Source organism: Streptococcus himalayensis, from assembly GCF_001708305.1.
GTDB lineage: Bacteria > Bacillota > Bacilli > Lactobacillales > Streptococcaceae > Streptococcus > Streptococcus himalayensis.
This window is the reverse complement of sequence record NZ_CP016953.1, coordinates 1,727,290-1,748,517: the sequence shown is the minus strand read 5'-3', so window position 1 is coordinate 1,748,517 and position 21,228 is coordinate 1,727,290. Positions and strand designations below refer to the sequence as shown.

Below are 21,228 nucleotides of genomic sequence, written 5' to 3'. Positions count from 1 at the left end.
ATGTCAAAAGTACATTTTGTCGGAGCTGGTCCTGGGGATGTTGATTTAATCACTCTTAAAGGCTATAAACAGCTGTCTCAAGCAGATGTGGTTATCTATGCAGGTTCCTTGGTTAATCCTGCTCTTTTGGAGTATTGCAAAGAAGGGGCAGAAATCCATGATAGTGCGAGTATGCATTTGATGGAAATCATTGATGTGATGGAGGCTGGTGTTAAAGCAGGCAAAGATGTTGTTCGCTTGCAGACAGGGGATTTCTCAATCTATGGCTCTATTCGTGAGCAGACGGAAGAAATGAAAAAACGCGGGATTGAGTTTGATTGTACGCCAGGTGTAAGTTCATTCTTGGGAGCAGCTTCAAGCATCGGGACGGAGTACACAGTTCCTGAAGTGTCCCAAAGTGTGATTATTACACGAATGGCAGGACGTACCCCTGTTCCTGACCGCGAATCCCTTAGGAGTTATGCTCAACATCGCACTTCTATGGCTATCTTTCTTTCTATTCAAGGGATTGAGAAGGTGGTGGAGGAATTGGTCGAAGGAGGCTATCCAACGACAACCCCAGTGGCTGTGATTTACAAGGCGACATGGCCTGATGAAAAGAAAGTGTTCGGAACACTTGAAACTATTGCTGAAAAAGTCAATGAAGCTGGCATTACTAAAACAGCTCTTATCCTAGTAGGAGACTTTTTAGGTCAAGAATTTTACTACTCTAAACTCTATCATGAGGAGTTTGAACATGAATTCCGCCATGGAAAAAGTAGTCATGCCAAATAGAAAAACGCTTCCCTATGCTATCGTGGCTCTGACCGAAACAGGAAAGGAAACGGCGCTTCGTTTGCAGAAAAAGCTAGCAAAACCCGCTCAGGTTTATACTATGCCGAAGCTCGCTGATGAAACGACACTGGCTCTAGATGGAAGCCCAGTGAAAGCTATAGCCCAACTGTTTACACAGGTTGAGGTACTGATTTGCATTATGGCGACAGGAATTGTGGTACGTTCCATTGCTCCAGTAGTCGTGGATAAGGCAGCCGACCCCGCTGTGATTGTGATGGATGAAAAAGCCCAGAATGTCATTAGCTTGTTAAGTGGGCATTTAGGAGGTGCAAATGAGTTGACACTTCATATTGCGGAGCTACTTGGAGCGAATCCTGTGATTACAACAGCGACAGATGTTCAAAATGTAGCTGCTCTTGATACCTTGGCCAAGTCTGTCAATGGTTGGCGTACAGAACTTCGTCCGCTGATTAAGCCATTTAATAGCTATTTAGGAAGAAAAGAAACGGTTTACTTCTACCAAGAAAAGGATTGGGTGAGGGATGTACGTGGTTTGACAGTCATTCATCAAGACGAGGTGGAGGAGGTTCTCAGAAGCAATCATCCCTTCGTTTTCCTGACAACTCAGCCTCAAACCATAGAAAGGAAAGATCTAGCAGTGATTTATCCAAAACCATATATTTTAGGCGTAGGAGCTAGAAAAGATGTCGATCCACAAGTCTTTCGAGAAGGATTTGATTTATTTTGCCAACAGCAAGGCATTGATCCTAGTGAAATTTCAAAGATTGTCAGCATTGATGTCAAAAAGAATGAAACAGCTATTCTAGCCCTAGCTAAAGCTTTAGATTGCCCATTTGAAACCTATACCAAGGAAGAATTAGCAGTGGTTGCAGACAAATATCCGCAGTCAGAATTTGTAAAAAAGACTGTTGGAGTAGGAAGTGTGGCTCTTGCTAGTGCAGATGTGGCAAGTAACGGGCAAGTCTTAACAGAACGCTTTGCTAAAGACGGATGTACGTATGCTTTGGCAAGAGCGATTGTGACTCGTTAAATAGAAAAAACAAAAAAGGAGAAAAAGAAATGTTATACGTAATCGGATTAGGACCTGGAAAAGAAGAATTGATGTCTCGTGAAGCGCTTGAAGCGATTGCAGACTGTGAGATTATCGTGGGATATTCAACCTACATGCGCTTGATTCGTGACCTTGTCAAAGATAAGGAGCACGTAGCGACTGGGATGCGTCAAGAAATCGATCGTTGTCAAAAAGCGATTGACTTGGCTCTTGAAACTGGTAAAAATGTCGGTGTCGTATCCAGTGGTGACGCTGGTGTGTACGGCATGGCAGGCTTGATTTTAGAATTATTGGGAGACAATTCAGAGCTTGAAGTGAAAGTTGTTCCAGGCATTACAGCTAGCCTAGGGGCAGCAGCTGTCATGGGAGCACCGCTGATGAATGACTTCTGTCACATTAGTTTGAGTGACTTGATGACCCCAATGTCCGTCATTGAAAAACGTCTGCATGCAGCAGCACAAGGGGACTTTGTCATTTGTTTGTACAACCCAAGAAGTAAAGGCCGGCCTGACCATCTATCAAAAGCCTTGTCCATCATTTCGCAATACAAATCAGAAGACACAATTGTCGGCATTGGTAAAGACATCGGCCGTAAAGAGGAAGAATACATCCTAACTACGATCAAGGACTTGGATGAGTCTCTTGTCGATATGACGACTATTGTCATCATTGGTAATAAAGAAACCTATGTGAAAAATGGCCGTATGATTACTCCTCGAGGCTACACTCTATGATGAAGCTGCTATTAGGAGGAACTTCAGATAGCACTGCCATTTTAGAATTGCTAAATGATTTGAACATTTCTGTTACTTCTTCTGTGGTTACGGATTATGGCAAGCATTTGGCTTCTAAGTTTGGACAGCCGGTTATTCAAGGACGTTTGACAGCTGAGGATATGGTGGACTTTATCCAGAAGCATCAAGTAGATGAAATCATTGATGCCACTCATCCTTTTGCAGACATTGTTTCAAAGGAAGCCATGCGAGCAGCTGAGATGGCTGATGTTCCTTATCTTCGTTTTGAACGTTCGGCAACTCTTGATTTATCAGGCAGTATTGTTGTTCATTCCACTGAGGAAGCTATCGAGGTTATTCGCGATAAGGGGTATCAGACGATTTACCTTGGAACTGGGAGCAAGACCCTGCCACTCTTTATCCATGGTTTGCCAGATAGACGCGTGGTGGCAAGGGTCCTTCCAACCTCGGAGGTCTTGCTGGCTTGTGAGGCCTTGGGCATGGTGGCTGACCAGATAGACGCGATTAAAGCTCCCTTTTCAAAAGAGTGCAATAAAGAATTAATCGCTCGTTCAAAAGCAGATGTCTTTGTCTCTAAGGAAAGTGGGAATGTCGGTGGTATTCGTGAAAAAATTGATGGTTGTTTAGAATTAGGGATTGATTGTATTATCATTGCTCGACCGTTACTTGAATATCCGCAAATGGTATCTACCATAGAGGAGCTAAGAGACTATTTGACACAAGAAAAATAAGAAATCGAAAGGAGAACCGATGACTGGTTTAGTAACATTATTAGGAGCAGGTCCAGGTGATTATGAATTGCTCACGCTAAAAGGTCTTCGCCGTCTGAAAGAAGCAGATGTGCTTGTTTTTGATCGTTTGGTCAATCCAGAGCTTTTTAAAGCTGTAAAGGCAGATTGTGAGAAGATTGATGTCGGCAAACAGCCGGGCATGCCTTGTGTACGTCAGGATGAAATCGAACAAATTCTGATTAAGAAGGCTCAAGAAGGCAAGCGCGTTGTGCGTTTAAAGAGTGGAGACCCGTATATTTTTGGACGTGGTGGGGAAGAAGCTACTGCCTTGGTGAAAGCAGGGATTGCGTTTGAAGTCATTCCAGGTATTACTTCTGCGATTGCTGGTTTGACCTATGCAGGAGTTCCCATGACTTATCGTGATATCGCAACGAGTTTCCATGTCTTTACAGGTCATCTCAAAGATGAAACGGAATCCTTGAACTGGGAGGCGATTTCACAGTTGAAGGGGACGCTGGTTTTCTTGATGGGGATGAAAAATCTAACCACGATTACGCATGAATTAATGACACGTGGGTTTGATAAGGAGACTCCCGTTGCCATTATAGAATGGGGAACTCATCCGCAGCAACGTTCGATTGATGGAACGTTAGAAACCATCGTAGAGTTGGTTGCAGAGCACCAATTCAAGGCTCCAAGTATTATTGCTGTGGGAGATGTGGTAGCTTTCCGCAAGGAATTAAACTTCCATGAAAATCTTCCTTTGTTTGGACGTAAAGTCTTGATTCAAGAGTCACCAACAGGTAGATTACCACGGATGTTGAAGGATGCTGGTGCAAATCTGGTGACCTTCCCTGCACGAAATGCCGTTGAGAAATTATCCATTGACCTACCAGATATAGAGACTATTGATGGGATTTTGGTGGCAGATATGCAGAGCTGGCCACTCTTTATTGCTAGCCTCCGTGAAAAAGGCATTGATGTTCGCGACCTCGCTAATATCAAGATTGCTGCGGTTGGTATGCATACCATAAAAGGTCTGGAACAAGCAGGTATCTTCCTTGAGAAGAAGGGAACGCAAATTTCAGATGCGCAGTTGGTGGCAAGCATGAAAGAAGAAACAGGTAATTGGTACATTTTGGCACCAAGTCATAAAAAAGATGAAATTGCTCGCTGCTATGATTTCCCAGTTTTGGAAACCCATCATGTTGGGTTTGATAGTCCTCTGCTTTCTGAAGAGTGGAATGGTGTAGAAGCGATTTGCCTCCCAAATTCTGTGGCTGCCATGAGTTTTGTTGCCTTGAGCCAAGAAACTCAGCATGATTGGGGAGAAATTCCAATTATTGTCATGGGTTCAAGTACACGAGAAGTCCTTGAAGCGGCTGGTTTTACAGGCATTATTGAAACAGATGAACCAACCATTGCCTCGATTTGTGGCAAGTGTCAATCCATTCTAGGATAAGGAGAAGGCTATGACAAAAGCTATTTTAGTAGTCAGCTTTGGAACGACCTACCCCGAAACAAGAAAGAAAACGATTGAAGCGTGTGAACAGGCGATCCAGAAGTCATTCCCTGACTTCTCTGTTCATCGTGCCTTCACGTCAAACGTAGTGATTCGTCGCATAAAAAAGCAAGAAGGATTGAGCATCCCAACGGTATCAGAAGCCTTGGAAGAACTGGTAGAAGCCGGTGTCACTGAAGTCTATATTCAGCCTCTTCATGTGATTTTGGGAGGCGAGTATGAAAAGATTGTGGTGCAAGCACAGGCCTTTCAAGAGCAGTTTCGTGTTTTAAAGATTGCGAAGCCTTTATTGCATAGCGAAGAGGATTATGCTTTTGTTAAGGATATCCTGCTTGAGAAATACGGACAGTTCGGTGCAAATACAGCAACTGTTTTGATGGGACATGGAAGTCAGCACTATGCTTTTACAGCCTATGCAGCCATGGACCACATGTTAAAAGGGGCTCCTGTAAGGATTGGTTGTGTAGAGAGCTACCCTCCAGTTGAGTTGATTGAACAAGAGTTAAGAGAGGAGGGAATTACCCAAATTCATCTAGCGCCGTTTATGTTGGTAGCTGGAGACCATGCAACAAATGACATGACTTCAGATGAAGAAGATTCGTGGTACACTTACTTTACCTCACGAGGGTATCAAGTGGCAACGCATTTGGTTGGTTTGGGAGAATATAGAGAAATTCAAGCGCTCTATATCGAGCATTTGAAAACCATTATAGAATAGGAGTGAGAAATGGCAAAATTTTATGGAATTGGAATTGGTCCTGGTGATAGCGAATTGGTGACGGTCAAAGCCAGCCGCCTCCTCAATGATTTAGATATCATCTATACACCAGAAGCAAAGAAACGGAGCAAGAGTTTGGCTCTATCCATTGCAGAACCTTATTTGAGCGAACATTTGGAAATCAAGCAGCGTCATTTTCCGATGATTGCCTCTTTAGAGGTTAAAAAAGAGCAATGGGAGTCCATCTCAAAAGAAATTGTAGAAGACGTAAAAGCTGGGAAAAATGTTGGTTTCATCACGTTGGGAGATCCCATGGTTTATAGCACCTATAGCTATCTCCTTAATATTTTAAAAAATGATATTGAAACCCAAACAATTCCAGGGATTACTTCCTTTACCAGTATGGCATCTGAACTAGGACAACCATTGACAATGGATGAAGAATCCTTTGCAGTAGTTCCTGCAACAACCGATGTTGAAACGATGGACGAGGCGTTGAAGCTTCACGATACCGTTGTTCTCATGAAGGTTGCAAATCACTTGGATGTTGTGTTGCCTTTGCTTAAAAAACACCAATTGCTCGGCAATACTTTCTTAGTCAGTCATGCCTCTTCAGATAAACAAATGGTCATGCGAGGGGTAGAAGATTTGGATGTAGAAAGCAAACTCAGCTATTTTACAACCATGATTGTCAAAAAACACATCTTGTAAATAGCTCTAGTCCATATGCAAACGGAGAATGTATATGAAAAACTATAACAAGAAATTAGCCATTGTGCTATTTACAGTCCTTTACTTATTATGTCCACGTCCAGTGCAAGCTATGCACATTATGGAAGGATATTTGCCACCTGTTTGGTGTTTGGTTTGGTTTGCCCTCTTTTTACCATTCTTTGTAATGGGGGTCTTGAACATTAAGAAAATCGTGGCAGAAAAACCAAGTTCAAAAACCATGCTAGCCCTCTCAGGTGCCTTTATCTTTATCTTATCAGCCTTGAAAATTCCATCTGTGACAGGGTCTAGCTCTCATCCAACAGGTGTCGGGATTGGGACAGCGATGTTTGGTCCTTCTGTTGTCAGTGTGTTGGGAACGATTTGTCTGCTCTTCCAAGCTTTACTTTTAGCCCACGGAGGTTTGACAACGCTTGGTGCGAATGCTTTTTCAATGGCAGTTGTAGGTCCATTTGTTGGTTATTTTGTCTATAAATTGGCCTTGTCAATGAAAGTCTCTCGTCGTGTTGCCCTCTTTCTGTGTGCAGTTGTCGCAGACCTTGCAACTTACGCAACAACGTCTATCCAACTAGGTCTCGTGTTCCCAGACCCATCAGCAGGATTTGTAGGCTCAGCAGTGAAATTTATGGGTGTCTTTTTGACAACACAAATCCCAATCGCTATTGTAGAGGGCTTACTCACTGTTATTCTCTACAATCTCATCTCAGATACCATTAAAGAAAAGGAAGGGCTATTCGCATGAAATCTCATAAAAATTTACTTTTGCTACTAGCAGCCGTTGCAGTTATCTTGTCCGCCTTCTTCTTTGCTCCAAAAGGAGTTGAGTACAGTGGAACTGACGATGCCGCTGAAACAGCTATTACGTCCATCCAAGAAGATTATGAGCCGTGGTTCTCACCTATTTTTGAGCCAGCAGGTTCAGAAGTAGAAAGTTTGTTGTTTACCCTCCAAGGAAGTATTGGAGCTGGGATTATCTTTTATGTCATCGGCTACAATAAAGGGAAAAAAGAACTCAAACAGTAAGCTCTATCCGTAAGGTATGATGGGAGGTCAATAAAAATGTTTGTGATTGATAAATATGCCTATCAAAATCGATGGAAAAATGTAAAGGCAGATTATAAATTTGCCTTCTACCTCTTTTTGCTCATCATCAGCTTTTCAGGGATTGTCCCTTTACAAGCTTGTTTAATAGCAAGTGTCATTCCTATGACTTGCTATGTTGCACGAATGTCCCTTGTCTCCTACCTAAAATGGTACATTCATGCAAGCATCTTTCTCCTCATTAGTTTATTGACCTTCGTGATTACCTATCATTCTCAAGAACACCATTTTCTCTTTTCGATTCCGTTATGGAATGGTTATTTAGGAATCAATAAAGAGAGTTTGCAGCAAGCTTTTTATATCTTGCTGCGGATTTATTGTTCGCTTATTGCGACTTACTTTTTTGCATTAACCGTACCATTTGTACAAATGGTTCAACTTTTTAAGAAAATTCATATCCCTCTTTTTCTCTTGGAAATCATTATTTTAATGTACCGCTTTATTTTTCTGGTCATGTATGAATTTTTAACCATACGCGATACGCTGGATTTAAAATTTGCCTTTTATAAAAAGAGGAAAAACTACAAAGCTTGGGGCTTACTGGCTCATACCTTATTTACAAAATTATTGGATGACAATGAGCATTTAAATGAAGTCCTCAGCCTAAAATTTGATGGCTATCAAGAAGAATAGAGACAAGAGGAGAAGAAGATGTTACAATTAAAAGAGATATCGTTTTCATACGACCGAAAAACTCCTACCTTGCAAAATATTTCCATGGATTTTGAAGAAGGTAGGATTACGGGGATTTTAGGGGCTAATGGGTCTGGTAAATCTACAACGATGAAAATCATTACAGGCTTGTTGAACGCTCAAGAAGGGCAGGTCTTCTACCAAGGAAATCCAGTTCAGATGACCAAAAAGGCCTTGTATCACTATCGCCAAGAAGTCAACATGGTCTTTCAAAATCCTGAACAACAGCTCTTTTATACCATTGTGAAAGATGATATTGGTCTTGCTTTGGAAAATTTGCATTATAGTCTAAGCGAGATTGAAACCCGAGTTTTTGAAGCTTTGGAAATGATGGACATCGTTCATTTGCAAGATAAGCCAATCCAGTATCTCAGCTATGGTCAGAAAAAACGAGTGGCGATTGCTGGTATGCTTGCCTTAAAGCCAAGGTATCTGCTCTTGGATGAGCCGACAGCTGGTCTTGATCCGAAAGGACGCAGAAAGATGGCAGAGTCTATGAAAAAGTTAGTGGCTGCGGGAACCAATATCATTTTAACCAGTCACGACATGGATTTGATGTATGATTGCTGCGATTATTCTTATCTTTTGCATAAGGGGACTATTATTGCAAATGGCGATAAAAGGCAGGTGTTTCAGCAAGTTTCTCTTTTAGAAGAAGCTGGCTTGGAAGCCCCTTGGATTGTCAAATTGCATCAGGCGATAGGCACTCCTTTGGCAAGCAATGAAATGAATTTTTTTAAAAAATTGAAAGGGGAATCAACATGGTAAAATCAATCATGGTACAAGGAACTGCTTCCGATGCTGGAAAAAGTATCATTGTTGCAGGCTTGTGTCGGATTTTTAAACAAGATGGTCTGAAAGTTGTACCGTTTAAATCGCAAAATATGGCTTTGAATTCTTTCATCACAAAACAGGGAGATGAGATGGGGCGGGCTCAGGTGGTGCAGGCTGAGGCTGCAGGAGTTGATCCGGATGTACGCATGAATCCTGTGCTTCTCAAGCCGACTTCTGATCGAAAATCCCAAGTCGTTTTTATGGGGAATGTTCTCTGTGATATGGATGCTGTGGAGTATCACGAGTTTAAGCAGCAACTATTACCGAAAATCAAGGAAGTCTACGAAGAATTAGGTTCTGAAAATGATGTGATTGTCCTAGAAGGGGCAGGAAGTCCCGCAGAAATCAATCTCAACAGCCACGATATTGTCAATATGGGCATGGCTAAGTTAGTGGATGCGCCGGTGATTTTAGTAGCAGATATTGATAAGGGAGGTGTTTTTGCCTCAATTTATGGCACGATTGAGCTGATGCCTAAGGAAGACCGCGCGCGTGTCAAAGGAGTGGTTATCAATAAATTTCGCGGAGATGTGGCCTTATTGCAATCAGGCATTGATATGATTGAGGAATTAACTCAGATTCCTGTGCTGGGGGTTGTCCCTTATGCCAGTCTAGACATTGATAGCGAAGACAGTGTAGCTTTGGTGCAAAAGAGCCGACGTTTTGATACTAAAAAAGATTTGGATGTGGCTATTATTGGTCTTAAACGGATGTCCAATTTCACCGATTTCCATAGCTTAGAAATCCAGCCTGATGTTTCTGTCCGCTATGTGATGCCAGGAGATGCGATTGGTTTGCCAGATTTGTTGATTTTACCAGGTAGTAAGAATACGATTGAGGATATGGACTATCTACGTGAATCAGGCTTGGAGAAAGAAATTCTCCACTGCATGGAACAAGGGGTTCATATTTTTGGCATTTGTGGAGGTTACCAACTCTTGGGCAAGAAAATGTCCGATCCCCTGCATGTAGAATCCAGTATTGAAGAAATTGCTGGACTAGGCTTGTTGGACGCAGAAACAACCTTTAAGGCAGTCAAGCGAACAACGCAGGTCAAAGCTAGCCATGAAGAACATGAGCTGGAAGGCTATGAAATTCATATGGGAGAGACCGCTATTGCAGCAGGTGTTCAGCCCTTTTCAACCATCACTATCCAAAATGGGGAAGAAACGGTGCGTTCTGATGGAGCAATTGGCCATGGTGGTCAAGTACAAGGAACCTATCTACACGGAGTTTTTGACAATTTGAATTGGACAAGAGAATACCTTAATAAAATTCGCGAAGCAAAGGGGCTTGAGCCAATCCATGATAAGGTGATAACTTTACAAGAATTTAAAGATCGAGAGTATGATAAATTAGCAGATATTTTACGAGATTCTCTTGACATGGACGCTATTTATCGCATTATCAATAAAGAAGAGTGAGACATGAAGATTTATACAAAATACGGAGATACAGGTTTTACACGCCTATACGGGGGAGATCGGGTCTCAAAAACCCATATTCGTGTGGAAGCCTATGGCACCATGGATGAAGTGTGTTCCCTTTTGGGACGCATTGTCTCAGAAATGGCAGAAGTCGAGCTTTTAGATGATTTACGAGCAGAATGTGAAGAAATCCAGCAGCAATTATTTGACTGTGGGAGCGATTTAGCCACACCTAGGGAACTGCGTCCCTATAAACAAACGGAAAAAGACGTTGAATGGTTGGAAGAAAAAATGGACACCTACATGCATATCCCACCTAAATTGGAGTATTTTATCATTCCAGGTGGGCACAAGATTGCGAGTTCTTTTCATATGGCTCGCACCATGACAAGACGTTTGGAACGCAAAATGGTCGCCGTGATTGAAGCAGAAGAAGCGGTAAATCCTGTTGGGTTGAAATACATCAATCGTTTATCGGATTACTTTTTCGTGCTTGCACGTTTGGTGAATGATCGGCTTGGTGTTTCAGATACGGTTTATAAACGCAGTGCCAAGATTTTTAGGAGTAAGAAGTAGGTGATTGTCCATGTACCCAGTCATGATTAACATTCAGGAAAAACCAGTAGTGGTCATTGGTGGTGGTCTTGTAGCTTCAAGAAAGATTAAAACCTTGCTTGAAGCTGGGGCTCACGTGACGGTTGTCAGTCCAACTCTCCATGACATGATTGACGCGACTCGTGTCCACTGGATTGATCGTCCGTATCAGACGGGTGATTTGGACCAGGCGAAACTTGTTTTTGCTTGTACAGATCAGGAAGCTATCAATCGCCAAGTCATGGAAGATGCCCATCCAAGTCAGCTAGTCAATAACACTGGAGATAAGCATTTTTCGGATTTTTATAATGTTGCTATCGCACGCGCCAAGGACTTTTCAGTCATGATTTCTACCAATGGCTTATCTCCTGCACGGTCTAAGGAAATTCGAAGGAAATTAGAAACCATTTTAGACGAATTATAGAGACAAGAAAGAGGATTGTGATATGTATTTATTGTATGTAGGATTGACCCATAAGGAAACTCCCTTAGCTGTGCTGGAAAAACTGCATTTTTCAGAGGAACACATGGAGGAATCCCTAAAGCGACTCTACCGAGAAAAAAGTGTTTTAGAAGATGTCATTGTCTCCACTTGCAATCGGACAGAACTTTATTTAGTCGTCGATCAATTACATACAGGACGCTATTATGCTAAGCATTTTTTAGCAGATTGCTTTGGTGTAGCAACCGAGGCTATTGAGCCTTATCTAGTATTTAAAGAAAAAGAAGAAGTGCTGCGCCATTTGCTGAGAGTGTCGATTGGCTTGGAGTCTAAAATCTTGGGAGAAACACAGATTTTAGGGCAATTGAAGCAGGCTTTCCAACGGGCAAAAGAGGCAGGAACGACTGGGATTGTTTTAAATGAGGTATCTCGTCAGGTCTTGACCTTTGCCAAACGGATGCATGATGAATACCGTATTAACGCACGGCCGATTTCCATCAGTCTAACAGCCATGCAGCAGTTGGATATTCTTGGCTTTGACTATGAGAATAAGACAATTGCCATTATTGGCTTAGGAGAAATCGGTCAATTAGTGACCAAATACGCCTTGCAAAAGCCATTTTCATCTATCTTGCTTCTAAATCGAACGGTCGAAAAAGCCCATCCTTTTTTGCAGGATTCACGTGTGTCAGCCCATTCTTGGGAAGAATTGGAAGAAATAGCTCAGCAAGCAGATGTTGTCTTTTCTGCCGTGAAAACAGGGGAATACATCCTGTTTCCATCTATGCTGAAGCCTGATGTGATTGCCTTTGACCTTTGTTTGCCAAGAACGATTCATCCAAGTAGCGATTTGCAACTATACACCATTGAAAACTTGACCAATCAGCTAGAGATTTATCGAGCAGAGCGTGAAGAAATTGCTGTAAAAATTGCAGCAGAAGTGGAGACGGAGCTTCTAAAATTTGATGAATGGAAGCAACAGTTGGGGATTGTTCCTTTAATTCGAGAGTTGAGAGAGCGAGCTTTGGAAGCACAAGCCAGCTCTTTAGAGAGTTTAAAGCGGAAACTTCCAGATATGACTCCGCGAGAAGAAAAACAGATTTCTAAGCACATGAAGAGTGTTGTCAATCAAATTTTGAAAGAGCCGATTTTACAGTTGAAGGAAATGTCGATTGGGGAAAATTCTCACTATGATATTGCCTTGATTTGTAAGATTTTTGGCTTAGAGCAAGGAAAGAAAGGATTGGAAGATGACCACCATTAAAGTTGGAACGAGAAAAAGTAAGTTAGCCCAGACCCAAACCAAGCAAGTCCTCGCCCTTCTTGAAGAACAACATCCAGATCTCACCTTTGAATTGGTACCCTATCAAACGAAGGGAGATCGTCTCAACACCATCAGTCTCCAAGAAATTGGAGGAAAAGGGGTGTTTGTGAAAGAGATTGAACGAGCTTTGCTTGCTAAAGAAATCGATATAGCTGTCCATAGTTTAAAAGATATGCCTGCTCTTTTGGTGGAAGGCTGCCAGCTAGGGGCTATTCCTCGCCGCGAAGATGTGCGTGATTGCTTGATTTTTCATCAAGCCGGTCAAACCTTGGACAATTTGCCAAAAGGTGCTCGTGTGGGAACCAGTAGCCTACGACGTCAGGCACAGCTCCTAAAGGTTCGACCAGATTTAACCATCTGCGAACTACGTGGCAATATCGATACGCGTATTCAAAAGGTGCAAAATGGAGAATATGATGCCATTGTCCTAGCGATGGCAGGTCTATCACGTATGGGCTGGTTGGAGCAAGGGGGCTTACATATCGAGCCGTTAACCTTGGAAACTTGTTTACCCGCTATTTCTCAAGGAGCTCTAGCGATTGAATGCCGAAAAGAGGACCCAGAGCTTGTAGCAATCTTACAGAGTATTCATGATGAGCAGACTGCGGCATGCGTGACGATTGAGCGAGAGGTTCTTGCTCTGATGAATGCGGACTGTACCTTTCCTATCGCGGCCTATGCTCAGAAATTACCAGCAGGCTATCAGTTAGACGTTATGTTAGCGACTAAAGAAGGTACGTGTCTCTATGCTTGTGTGACAGGGCAAGCCCCTGATACCTTAGCAAAAGAAGCGGTTGACAAATTGGCTGCTCAAGGAGCTTGGGGGATTTCATGACAAAGACAGTGGTTTTTACACGAGAACATCCCTTGGATAATCACTTGCAAACTCAGCTAGAGGCGGTGGGTTTCAGGGTTCGCCATCTTCCTCTAATCCATTGTCAGCCCAATCCTATGCCCAAGGAAATCCTAGAGAGTATTCCTCAAATGGATTGGGTCTTTTTTACGAGTGCTATTGCTGCAGAATTTTTATTACCTTATTTAAAGACCCCCTTGCCTCAACTAGCAACTATCGGTCATCAAACCAGTCGAGTGTTAACGAAGTTGGGACATAAGATAGATTTTGAATCCAACTCTCAGTATGCCAAGGATTTTGCCCAAGAATGGCTTGCCTTGGGATACACTACTCAAAAGATTTTATTGCCTCAAAGTAGTTTGTCAAATCCTGTTCTTGCTGAGAGCTTGCGAGAAGGAGGGCATGAAGTACTGGCTTGGCCACTCTATGATACCCAATACAATCCAGTTGGGCAAGGCCAAATTCCCCCTCTTTTAAACGAAGAAGAGCTTATCTGGACCTTTGCCAGTCCATCGGCTTGGCAAAGTTTTCATGCAGTGTGTGAACACTTACCCAAGGGTCATGCTATCGCAGTCATCGGAACCAGTACCCAAAAAGCAGTCGAAGCAGATGGGGGTGTCGTTTCGATGATGCCGACTACACCATCCATTGAGAGGATGGTCGAAGAAATCATACGAAGGGAGACGTTATGAAATCATTTACAAGACATCGGAGATTAAGACGGACGGCAGCCATGCGAGACATGGTGAGAGAAACGTCGCTTTCTGTTCACGATGTTATTCAGCCTTTATTTGTGAAGGAAGGATTGGAAGAAAAGCAAGAAGTCTCGTCGATGCCAGGCGTTTTCCAATTTTCCTTGACAGATGTATTAGCAGAAGTCGCAGCTTGTGTGGAGTTGGGAATTAAATCCTTTATCATTTTTGGAATTCCTATCCATAAGGATGAGATTGGCTCGCAAGCCTCAGCAGAAGATGGTATTGTCCAGCAAGCCATCCGTCTAATTAAAAATCATTTCCCAGAAGTATTGGTGGTAGCTGATACATGTTTGTGTGAATTTACGAGCCATGGACATTGTGGGATTTTAGAAGGGGAGCAAGTCTTAAATGATGCTTCCTTAGAGCGTTTGGTAGAAGTGGCTGTTAGCCAAGCTAGGGCTGGAGCGGATATCATCGCTCCATCAAATGCCATGGACGGCTATGTCTATGCTATTCGCAAGGGACTTGATGAGGCTGGATTTGAGGATATCGCCATCATGTCTTATGCCATTAAATTTGCCTCTAGCTTTTATGGTCCGTTTCGAGATGCTGGTGAAAGTGCACCAGCCTTTGGGGATCGAAAAACCTATCAGATGGATCCAGCCAATCGTTTGGAAGCCTTGAGAGAAGCAAAAAGCGATGAAGAAGAGGGAGCTGATTTCCTAATGGTCAAACCAGCATTAGCCTTTTTAGATATTCTCCGTGATGTGAAAAATCAAAGCCATCTGCCTTTGGTGGCCTATAATGTCAGTGGTGAATACAGTATGATTAAGGCAGCAGCACAAAACGGCTGGATTGATGAAGAAAAAGTCATGTTAGAAACCCTTCTTGGCATGAAGAGAGCTGGGGCAGATATTATTATCACCTATTTTGCCAAGGATTTAGCGGTTTATCTATCCAAAAAAGGAGGCTAGTATGAGTACGGAAGCGTCAAAGCAAGCTTTTGAACACGCAAAAGAGATTTTTCCTGGAGGGGTTAATAGTCCTGTCCGAGCCTTTAAAGCTGTCGGAGGAAGTCCTCTTTTTATCGATAAGGCCAAAGGAGCCTATCTCTATGATGTTGATGGCAATCGCTATATCGATTATGTTTTATCGTGGGGGCCGATGATTTTAGGGCATGCCAAAGACCAAGTTATAAGAGCAGTCAAGGAAGCTGTTGATAAGGGGACCAGTTATGGAGCACCTAGCCCTTTAGAAACGCGTCTGGGCAAACTTCTGCAAGAACGAGTGCCATACCTAGAGCGTCTACGTATGGTCAGCTCAGGTACTGAAGCCACTATGAGTGCGATTCGGGTGGCACGAGGGGTGACTAAGAGAGATAAAATTATCAAATTTATAGGATGTTACCACGGCCATAGCGATGCTTTTCTTGTGCAAGCTGGCTCTGGTGTCGCTACGTTTGGATTGCCAAATTCTCCCGGTGTTCCAGCTGCGACCGTGCAAGATACCCTGACGCTTCCCTATAATGATCAAGAAGCCTTACGCCAATGCTTTGAACAGCACGGACAAGATATCGCAGGGGTCATCATCGAAGGGGTAGCCGGCAATATGGGGCTAATTCCAGCAGATCCAGACTTTATCCAGCTGATTCGTAAACTGACCAAGCAATACGGCGCACTGTTTATCATGGACGAAGTAATGACAGGATTTCGAGCTAGTTACACAGGTGCCACAGGCCTTTATCAGGTCGAGCCTGACTTGCTCTGTCTTGGAAAGGTTGTCGGCGGCGGTTTTCCTGTTGCAGTCTTTGGTGGAAAGAAAGAGTACATGGAGGCTGTTGCGCCACTTGGTGCGATTTACCAAGCAGGAACCTTATCAGGTAATCCTATTGCCATGACGGCTGGATACGAAACGGTTAAGGGTTTGACACCAGAACTCTTCCAGCAAATGGAAGAGCGAGTAGAACAGCTTTGCCATGGTCTTAAATCTTTGGCTGACAAGTACCAAGTCCCTCTTCAAGTCGTTCATCGCGGAACCATGTTTGGCTTTTTCTTCAATCCAGAACCTGTTCGGAATTTCGAGGATTCCAAAAACAGTGACCAAGAGTTATTTGCCAAGGTTTACCAATCCCTGCTAGCCAAAGGAATTTACCTAGCGCCTTCTCAGTATGAGTCGAATTTTATGTCTACGGCTCATACAAAAGAGGATATTGAAGCAACGCTCACAGCTTTTGAAGAAGTATTTGGAGAAATATATGGGTAAGCTCATTTTAGTGACAGGTGGTGCTCGAAGTGGCAAATCCCGCTTTACGGAAGAGCAAATCTGGGACAAGGACAAGGTTTGCTACATTGCAACAGGCGTCAGTAAGCATAAGGATGAAGAATGGCAGGAACGGGTACGTTTACACCAAGAACGTCGCCCCAAATCTTGGGCAACTCATGAGCAATACGCCCAGATTGGCAAATGGCTCTCGCAACAAGCCTACGACTACTATCTTCTTGACTGTGCGACCATGCTGACCACCAATGTTTTATTTGATGCGATTGCACAACATTTCCCAGAAAAGTTACAGATGGAAGACGACCAGTTTTTAAGCAAGGAGCAACAAGCACTTGTAACGCAGAAAATTGAAGAAGAGTGGACAGCTATTTTACAGGCTGTGCAGGAAAAAGATATGACCCTGTATGTCGTGACCAATGAAATAGGTCTTGGCATTGTCCCTGAAACCAAGCTAGGTCGCTATTTTAGGGATGTTCTGGGGACTATCAACCAAAGATTGGCAAAGGAGGCAAGTGAGGTCTATCTTGTTATTTGTGGACTATCACAGCGATTAAAATGATTCAAGCCTTGATTATTTACACCCAATTTTTCAGTCGGATTGTCATCAATAAGGAAGTGGATTTGAGCTATGTGCGAAAAGGTATTCCAATCATTACCTTATTTGGTCTCTTGCTGGGGTCGCTATCTGCTCTCTTTTACTATTTAGCTCAGCTGATTTTGCCAGGTGTCGTTTCTTGGGTCTTGACCCTTGCATTTGATGTGTTACTGACAGGAGGATTTCATCTGGATGGGCTAGCAGACATGGCAGATGGCTTGTTTTCCTCTCGAAACAAAGAACGTATGCTTGAGATTATGAAGGACAGTCGCATTGGGAGCAATGGTGTTCTGGCACTCATCTTGTATTATGGGCTCATGATGATTTCTTACACTTATCTACCAGAACCCAAGTGGCTCATTGTTGCCTGCTTGACGATGATTGGAAAAGCTGGCTTGGCTTTGCAACTCTATCAGATGAAATATGCGCGTGCAACAGGTGGCTCTGGTCAATTCTTTGCAGGAACGACGCTTGTGCAAATCGCTCTGGCCCAAATCCTTCCCATCTTGGTGTTGGGCTTTGGCTTTGGGCTAAAGGGACTTCTAGGTTATTTCTTAGTATTTCTCGGTGCTATCGGTTATCGGCGTTTTGTCTATAAAAAAATCGATGGTCATACGGGAGATACCTTGGGAGCCTTCGTTGAAATTTCTCAGATTTTATTACTCCTAGGATTGATGGTATGAAGATTTTTCTTATGCGACACGGCGAGACCGATTACAATAAAGCACGGTGCTTTTATGGTAGTGCCGATGTATCGATTAATGAACGCGGCAAACAGCAAGCCCTGCAATTACAGACTATTATGGCAAATTATCCTGTTTCCCACATTTATACTAGCTCTCTTAAACGGACGAAAGAAACCGCTCGTGTCATATTTGACTCCGGGTTAACGAGCATCCTAGATCTCGATGAAAAGGGCTTTGGGAAATGGGAGGGATTGACGGCAGATGAGATTGAAGCTCGCTACCCCAAGGAATGGCAGGCTTGGCTAGAGGCCCCTTTTGAGGTAACTCCACCTGATGCAGAAGAGTTTGCCCATTTTCAACAACGTGTTTGGCAAGTGATTGATGACTTGGCGGTTCGCCATTCCAAGGACAGCATTGCAATTGTCGCCCATTTGGGTGTTTTGCGGTTGATTTATCAACGATTGATTGATACTCAAGCTGTCTTTTGGGATATTGATTTTCCCCAAGGAACGGTCACGTGCTTTGACAACCGCCATTCTGATGAATGGCACATCTCTATTTTAAACGGAAAGGAGGAATCCTAATGGAAACATCTATTCAAGAATGCTTCGTATTTTCAAATGGTTTGCGAACACGCAATCGTGTGATTTTAGCCCCAATGACCATTTCTGCCTGTGATCCAGGTGGCTATGTATCGCAGGCAGATATTGACTACTATGCAAGGCGTGCTGAAGGGGTCGGTATGATTATTACCGGCAGTGCCTATGTCCACCCCCAAGGACAAGCTTTTGCAGACAGCTTTAGTGCAGCAGAAGATGATAAAATTGAAGGGTTGAGTCGGTTGGCAAAAGCCATTCAAGATAAGGGCTGTTTGGCTGTTCTTCAACTTTACCACGGTGGTCGGATGGTTTTACCCGATGTCATTGAAGGACAACCAGTCGCCCCAAGTGCTGTCAAGGCTTTGCATGGCTATGTGGACACCCCTCGTGCACTTAGCTACGAAGAAGTTGATGAGGTGATGACCGCTTTTCTAGATGCGATTCGCCGCGCTATCAAAGCAGGGTGGGATGGGGTCGAGCTCCACGGAGCCAATACCTATCTGATTCAGCAATTTCTCTCCCCACACTCTAATAGACGGAAGGACAAGTGGGGCGGGACACTCAATAACCGAATGCGTTTTGCCAAGACCTTGTTGAAAAAAGCCAAGGCTTTGGTGAAAGAAGAAGCCAATCGGCCTTTTCTCATCGGTTATCGTTTCTCTCCAGAGGAAATTGAGGAGCCAGGTATTCAGCTCTATGATACCTTGCAATTATTGGAACAGTTAATTCGTCTTGATGTGGATTATCTGCATATGTCAGTCAATCAAGTTTGGCAGTCTTCTCTTCGCAATCCAAAAGAAGGTGAACCGATTGTGCATCAGATTTTGAAAAAGATTGATCAGCGTGTGCCGTTGATTGCGGTTGGAGGTATTCAAACAGCCGCAGATGCTCAAAAGGTGCTAGAAGCTGGTATTCCTTTGTTTGCTCTGGGGCGTGCCTTGCTATTAGATCCTGATTGGACGCAAAAGATTCTCGACCAGCGAGAAGAGGAGATCATCCTTCGATATAAAGATGATTTGCAAGAGCATTTACAACTACCTAGTTCTTTTGTAGAAGAGCTTCGCGATTATTTAGAAGGCAATTATTGATGGCCTAGAAAGACGAACATGAAACAGAAATTATTTGCATTACTAACAGCCTTATGTGCTGTGATTCTCGTTGCCTGTCAGTCTGGAAAGAATGCAGCTGCACCAGCAGCAGGCAGCAAAGACACTCTTACCCTTGCTTGGGGTGAAGATTTTGGGGATGTCAATCCTCACCGGTATAACCCAGACCAATTTGTTATCCAAGATATGGTCTATGAAGGCTTGGTCCGCTACGGAGACAATGGCGTGATTGAGCCAGTTTTGGCAGAATCTTGGAAGATTAGCGAAGATGGCAAGACCTATACCTTTAAACTTCGCGATGCGAAATTCTCAGACGGATCAAGCTTCACTGCTCAAAATGTTAAACGCAATTTTGATACGATTTTTTCAGCAGAAAATAAGGGGAATCATAGCTGGTTTAGCTTTACAGAGCAGCTGGATTCCTACAAGGTGATTGATGATCAAACGTTTGAAGTGACCCTCAAACAGCCCTACAGTGCTACCTTGTATGATTTAGCAATGATTCGTCCAATTCGTTTCTTGGGGGACGCTGGTTTTCCAAAGGGAGATGATACGACTAAAAATAATGTCGAAGCTCCTATCGGAACTGGTCAATGGGTAGTCAAGGATAAAAAACCGAACGAATATATCACCTTTGCTCGCAATGAAAACTACTGGGGCGAAAAACCAAAATTAAAAGAAGTAACGGTCAAAATCATTCCAGATGCCCAAACACGTGCTTTGGAATTTGAAGCTGGAAATCTTGATCTTCTTTACGGAAATGGTTTGATTGGGCTAGATACCTTTGCTCAATACGCAAAAGACAAAGCTTATACGACGGACGTTTCACAGCCGCTATCAACTCGTTTATTACTGCTCAATGCTACTCAGCCAATCTTCAAAGACAAAACAGTTCGACTTGCGATGAATCATGCCATGAATAAGAAATCTATCGCCGAAGACTTGTTCCGTGGAACGGAAACACCGGCTGATACCATTTTCTCAAAATCAACCCCTCATGCAGACGCAGGTTTGACTCCGTATGAGTATGATCTTGCCAAAGCTGAAAAACTTCTAGAAGAAGCTGGCTGGAAAAAAGGTGCGGATGGTATTCGTGAAAAAGATGGCCAAAAATTGACCATCAATATGCCTTATATCTCAACCAAGGCAACGGATAAAGACTTGGGAGAATATTTCCAAGGAGAATGGAAAAAATTGGGAATTGATGTGCAATTAAAAGCTATGGAAGAAGACGACTATTGGGCAAATGCTAAAACTGGAAACTTTGATATGATGCTAACCTATTCATGGGGAGCTCCGTGGGATCCTCATGCTTGGATGACGGCACTTACAGCAAAAGCCGAACACGGACATCCAGAAAATATCTCTCTAGAATCACTTGATGTGAAACCAGAGTTGGACAAGGTCATCAAAGAAACCTTAGTTGAGCCAGATGAAGCCAAGGTCGATGCAGGTTACAAGAAAGCCTTGACAATTCTTCATGAGCAAGCTATTTACATCCCACTTACCTACCAATCTGTCGTTTCTGTTTATCGTACAGGTGAATTAGAAGGAGTTCGCTTTGCACCAGAAGAAAATTCCTTCCCTCTCAGATATATCAGTAAAGCTAACTAATACTCTTTCCAAACCCCTATCTGATAGCTAGCTTTACCTAATCAGATAGGAAGGAGCAACCCCGGTCCTTCACAAAACCTT

Annotated in this window: 24 protein-coding genes; all 24 read left to right on the top strand. The window is 43.2% G+C overall.

Annotated elements, in window-relative coordinates:
• From BFM96_RS08200 to nikA, 24 genes are read left to right on the top strand one after another with little or no spacing between them, the layout of a single operon-like run.
• Complete coding sequence (locus BFM96_RS08200) at positions 1–774, top strand: cobalt-precorrin-4 methyltransferase (protein WP_068992840.1); 774 nt, start codon at positions 1–3, stop codon at positions 772–774.
• On the top strand, positions 764–1,825 hold the full coding sequence (locus BFM96_RS08195; protein ID WP_068994278.1) for a cobalt-precorrin 5A hydrolase: 1,062 nt from the start codon (positions 764–766) through the stop codon (positions 1,823–1,825). Before BFM96_RS08200 ends, BFM96_RS08195 begins: the two co-directional genes overlap by 11 nt.
• Before the next feature lie 29 nt (positions 1,826–1,854).
• Positions 1,855–2,580, top strand: a complete 726-nt coding sequence (gene cobJ, locus BFM96_RS08190; protein WP_068992837.1) for a precorrin-3B C(17)-methyltransferase — start codon at positions 1,855–1,857, stop codon at positions 2,578–2,580.
• Positions 2,577–3,332 (top strand): precorrin-6A reductase, encoded by a 756-nt coding sequence (gene cobK, locus BFM96_RS08185; RefSeq protein WP_068992833.1) that lies wholly within the window; start codon positions 2,577–2,579, stop codon positions 3,330–3,332. The genes cobJ and cobK overlap by 4 nt, the downstream gene beginning before the upstream one ends.
• Before the next feature lie 19 nt (positions 3,333–3,351).
• On the top strand, positions 3,352–4,794 hold the full coding sequence (cobA, locus tag BFM96_RS08180) for a uroporphyrinogen-III C-methyltransferase (RefSeq protein WP_068992831.1): 1,443 nt from the start codon (positions 3,352–3,354) through the stop codon (positions 4,792–4,794).
• Positions 4,795–4,804: 10 nt separating this feature from the next.
• Entirely contained in the window at positions 4,805–5,572 is a 768-nt protein-coding gene (locus tag BFM96_RS08175) for a sirohydrochlorin cobaltochelatase (RefSeq protein WP_068992828.1), read from the top strand.
• A gap of 9 nt (positions 5,573–5,581) precedes the next feature.
• The gene (locus BFM96_RS08170; protein ID WP_068992825.1) at positions 5,582–6,283 is read left to right on the top strand and encodes a cobalt-factor II C(20)-methyltransferase; all 702 of its coding nucleotides are present in this window, start codon (positions 5,582–5,584) and stop codon (positions 6,281–6,283) included.
• 34 nt (positions 6,284–6,317) lie between these two features.
• Complete coding sequence (locus tag BFM96_RS08165) at positions 6,318–7,046, top strand: energy-coupling factor ABC transporter permease (protein ID WP_068992822.1); 729 nt, start codon at positions 6,318–6,320, stop codon at positions 7,044–7,046.
• Positions 7,043–7,327 carry an energy-coupling factor ABC transporter substrate-binding protein gene (locus tag BFM96_RS08160; RefSeq protein ID WP_068992819.1) on the top strand — a complete coding sequence of 95 codons (285 nt, stop codon included), beginning with the start codon at positions 7,043–7,045 and terminating at the stop codon, positions 7,325–7,327. The genes BFM96_RS08165 and BFM96_RS08160 overlap by 4 nt, the downstream gene beginning before the upstream one ends.
• Before the next feature lie 36 nt (positions 7,328–7,363).
• Positions 7,364–8,038 carry a CbiQ family ECF transporter T component gene (locus BFM96_RS08155; protein WP_068992816.1) on the top strand — a complete coding sequence of 225 codons (675 nt, stop codon included), beginning with the start codon at positions 7,364–7,366 and terminating at the stop codon, positions 8,036–8,038.
• Positions 8,039–8,056: 18 nt separating this feature from the next.
• Positions 8,057–8,866, top strand: coding sequence for an energy-coupling factor ABC transporter ATP-binding protein (locus BFM96_RS08150; protein WP_068992814.1), 810 nt, complete (start codon positions 8,057–8,059; stop codon positions 8,864–8,866).
• Positions 8,860–10,356 (top strand): cobyric acid synthase, encoded by a 1,497-nt coding sequence (locus BFM96_RS08145; RefSeq protein WP_068992810.1) that lies wholly within the window; start codon positions 8,860–8,862, stop codon positions 10,354–10,356. Before BFM96_RS08150 ends, BFM96_RS08145 begins: the two co-directional genes overlap by 7 nt.
• A 3-nt stretch (positions 10,357–10,359) precedes the next feature.
• A complete protein-coding gene (locus BFM96_RS08140; protein WP_068992806.1) occupies positions 10,360–10,935 on the top strand; it encodes a cob(I)yrinic acid a,c-diamide adenosyltransferase in 576 nt (191 codons plus the stop codon).
• Between the two features lie 10 nt (positions 10,936–10,945).
• Positions 10,946–11,377 carry a precorrin-2 dehydrogenase/sirohydrochlorin ferrochelatase family protein gene (locus tag BFM96_RS08135; RefSeq protein ID WP_068992803.1) on the top strand — a complete coding sequence of 144 codons (432 nt, stop codon included), beginning with the start codon at positions 10,946–10,948 and terminating at the stop codon, positions 11,375–11,377.
• A gap of 22 nt (positions 11,378–11,399) precedes the next feature.
• Positions 11,400–12,659: a glutamyl-tRNA reductase gene (hemA, locus tag BFM96_RS08130; protein ID WP_068992800.1), complete on the top strand. Its 1,260-nt coding sequence runs from the start codon at positions 11,400–11,402 to the stop codon at positions 12,657–12,659.
• A complete protein-coding gene (hemC, locus tag BFM96_RS08125) occupies positions 12,646–13,554 on the top strand; it encodes a hydroxymethylbilane synthase (protein ID WP_068992797.1) in 909 nt (302 codons plus the stop codon). Before hemA ends, hemC begins: the two co-directional genes overlap by 14 nt.
• On the top strand, positions 13,551–14,264 hold the full coding sequence (locus BFM96_RS08120; RefSeq protein ID WP_068992794.1) for a uroporphyrinogen-III synthase: 714 nt from the start codon (positions 13,551–13,553) through the stop codon (positions 14,262–14,264). Before hemC ends, BFM96_RS08120 begins: the two co-directional genes overlap by 4 nt.
• Complete coding sequence (gene hemB, locus BFM96_RS08115; RefSeq protein WP_068992791.1) at positions 14,261–15,241, top strand: porphobilinogen synthase; 981 nt, start codon at positions 14,261–14,263, stop codon at positions 15,239–15,241. The genes BFM96_RS08120 and hemB overlap by 4 nt, the downstream gene beginning before the upstream one ends.
• Position 15,242: 1 nt before the next feature.
• A complete protein-coding gene (gene hemL / locus BFM96_RS08110; protein WP_068992789.1) occupies positions 15,243–16,529 on the top strand; it encodes a glutamate-1-semialdehyde 2,1-aminomutase in 1,287 nt (428 codons plus the stop codon).
• Positions 16,522–17,106: a bifunctional adenosylcobinamide kinase/adenosylcobinamide-phosphate guanylyltransferase gene (gene cobU, locus BFM96_RS08105; protein WP_068992786.1), complete on the top strand. Its 585-nt coding sequence runs from the start codon at positions 16,522–16,524 to the stop codon at positions 17,104–17,106. Before hemL ends, cobU begins: the two co-directional genes overlap by 8 nt.
• Positions 17,103–17,825, top strand: a complete 723-nt coding sequence (cobS, locus tag BFM96_RS08100) for an adenosylcobinamide-GDP ribazoletransferase (RefSeq protein WP_068994275.1) — start codon at positions 17,103–17,105, stop codon at positions 17,823–17,825. The genes cobU and cobS overlap by 4 nt, the downstream gene beginning before the upstream one ends.
• Positions 17,822–18,412: a histidine phosphatase family protein gene (locus tag BFM96_RS08095; RefSeq protein WP_068992783.1), complete on the top strand. Its 591-nt coding sequence runs from the start codon at positions 17,822–17,824 to the stop codon at positions 18,410–18,412. The genes cobS and BFM96_RS08095 overlap by 4 nt, the downstream gene beginning before the upstream one ends.
• Positions 18,412–19,515 carry an NADH-dependent flavin oxidoreductase gene (locus tag BFM96_RS08090; protein WP_068992780.1) on the top strand — a complete coding sequence of 368 codons (1,104 nt, stop codon included), beginning with the start codon at positions 18,412–18,414 and terminating at the stop codon, positions 19,513–19,515. The genes BFM96_RS08095 and BFM96_RS08090 overlap by 1 nt, the downstream gene beginning before the upstream one ends.
• Before the next feature lie 18 nt (positions 19,516–19,533).
• The gene (gene nikA / locus BFM96_RS08085) at positions 19,534–21,147 is read left to right on the top strand and encodes a nickel ABC transporter substrate-binding protein (protein ID WP_068992777.1); all 1,614 of its coding nucleotides are present in this window, start codon (positions 19,534–19,536) and stop codon (positions 21,145–21,147) included.
• Positions 21,148–21,228 lie beyond the last annotated feature (81 nt).

What these genes read in the sequence shown, in the direction of transcription:
- BFM96_RS08200 (WP_068992840.1), top strand. Translation starts at nt 1, where the DNA reads ATGTCAAAAGTACATTTTGTCGGAGCTGGTCCTGGGGATGTTGATTTA.
- BFM96_RS08195 (WP_068994278.1), top strand. Translation starts at nt 764, where the DNA reads ATGCCAAATAGAAAAACGCTTCCCTATGCTATCGTGGCTCTGACCGAA.
- cobJ (WP_068992837.1), top strand. Translation starts at nt 1,855, where the DNA reads ATGTTATACGTAATCGGATTAGGACCTGGAAAAGAAGAATTGATGTCT.
- cobK (WP_068992833.1), top strand. Translation starts at nt 2,577, where the DNA reads ATGATGAAGCTGCTATTAGGAGGAACTTCAGATAGCACTGCCATTTTA.
- cobA (WP_068992831.1), top strand. Translation starts at nt 3,352, where the DNA reads ATGACTGGTTTAGTAACATTATTAGGAGCAGGTCCAGGTGATTATGAA.
- BFM96_RS08175 (WP_068992828.1), top strand. Translation starts at nt 4,805, where the DNA reads ATGACAAAAGCTATTTTAGTAGTCAGCTTTGGAACGACCTACCCCGAA.
- BFM96_RS08170 (WP_068992825.1), top strand. Translation starts at nt 5,582, where the DNA reads ATGGCAAAATTTTATGGAATTGGAATTGGTCCTGGTGATAGCGAATTG.
- BFM96_RS08165 (WP_068992822.1), top strand. Translation starts at nt 6,318, where the DNA reads ATGAAAAACTATAACAAGAAATTAGCCATTGTGCTATTTACAGTCCTT.
- BFM96_RS08160 (WP_068992819.1), top strand. Translation starts at nt 7,043, where the DNA reads ATGAAATCTCATAAAAATTTACTTTTGCTACTAGCAGCCGTTGCAGTT.
- BFM96_RS08155 (WP_068992816.1), top strand. Translation starts at nt 7,364, where the DNA reads ATGTTTGTGATTGATAAATATGCCTATCAAAATCGATGGAAAAATGTA.
- BFM96_RS08150 (WP_068992814.1), top strand. Translation starts at nt 8,057, where the DNA reads ATGTTACAATTAAAAGAGATATCGTTTTCATACGACCGAAAAACTCCT.
- BFM96_RS08145 (WP_068992810.1), top strand. Translation starts at nt 8,860, where the DNA reads ATGGTAAAATCAATCATGGTACAAGGAACTGCTTCCGATGCTGGAAAA.
- BFM96_RS08140 (WP_068992806.1), top strand. Translation starts at nt 10,360, where the DNA reads ATGAAGATTTATACAAAATACGGAGATACAGGTTTTACACGCCTATAC.
- BFM96_RS08135 (WP_068992803.1), top strand. Translation starts at nt 10,946, where the DNA reads ATGTACCCAGTCATGATTAACATTCAGGAAAAACCAGTAGTGGTCATT.
- hemA (WP_068992800.1), top strand. Translation starts at nt 11,400, where the DNA reads ATGTATTTATTGTATGTAGGATTGACCCATAAGGAAACTCCCTTAGCT.
- hemC (WP_068992797.1), top strand. Translation starts at nt 12,646, where the DNA reads ATGACCACCATTAAAGTTGGAACGAGAAAAAGTAAGTTAGCCCAGACC.
- BFM96_RS08120 (WP_068992794.1), top strand. Translation starts at nt 13,551, where the DNA reads ATGACAAAGACAGTGGTTTTTACACGAGAACATCCCTTGGATAATCAC.
- hemB (WP_068992791.1), top strand. Translation starts at nt 14,261, where the DNA reads ATGAAATCATTTACAAGACATCGGAGATTAAGACGGACGGCAGCCATG.
- hemL (WP_068992789.1), top strand. Translation starts at nt 15,243, where the DNA reads ATGAGTACGGAAGCGTCAAAGCAAGCTTTTGAACACGCAAAAGAGATT.
- cobU (WP_068992786.1), top strand. Translation starts at nt 16,522, where the DNA reads ATGGGTAAGCTCATTTTAGTGACAGGTGGTGCTCGAAGTGGCAAATCC.
- cobS (WP_068994275.1), top strand. Translation starts at nt 17,103, where the DNA reads ATGATTCAAGCCTTGATTATTTACACCCAATTTTTCAGTCGGATTGTC.
- BFM96_RS08095 (WP_068992783.1), top strand. Translation starts at nt 17,822, where the DNA reads ATGAAGATTTTTCTTATGCGACACGGCGAGACCGATTACAATAAAGCA.
- BFM96_RS08090 (WP_068992780.1), top strand. Translation starts at nt 18,412, where the DNA reads ATGGAAACATCTATTCAAGAATGCTTCGTATTTTCAAATGGTTTGCGA.
- nikA (WP_068992777.1), top strand. Translation starts at nt 19,534, where the DNA reads ATGAAACAGAAATTATTTGCATTACTAACAGCCTTATGTGCTGTGATT.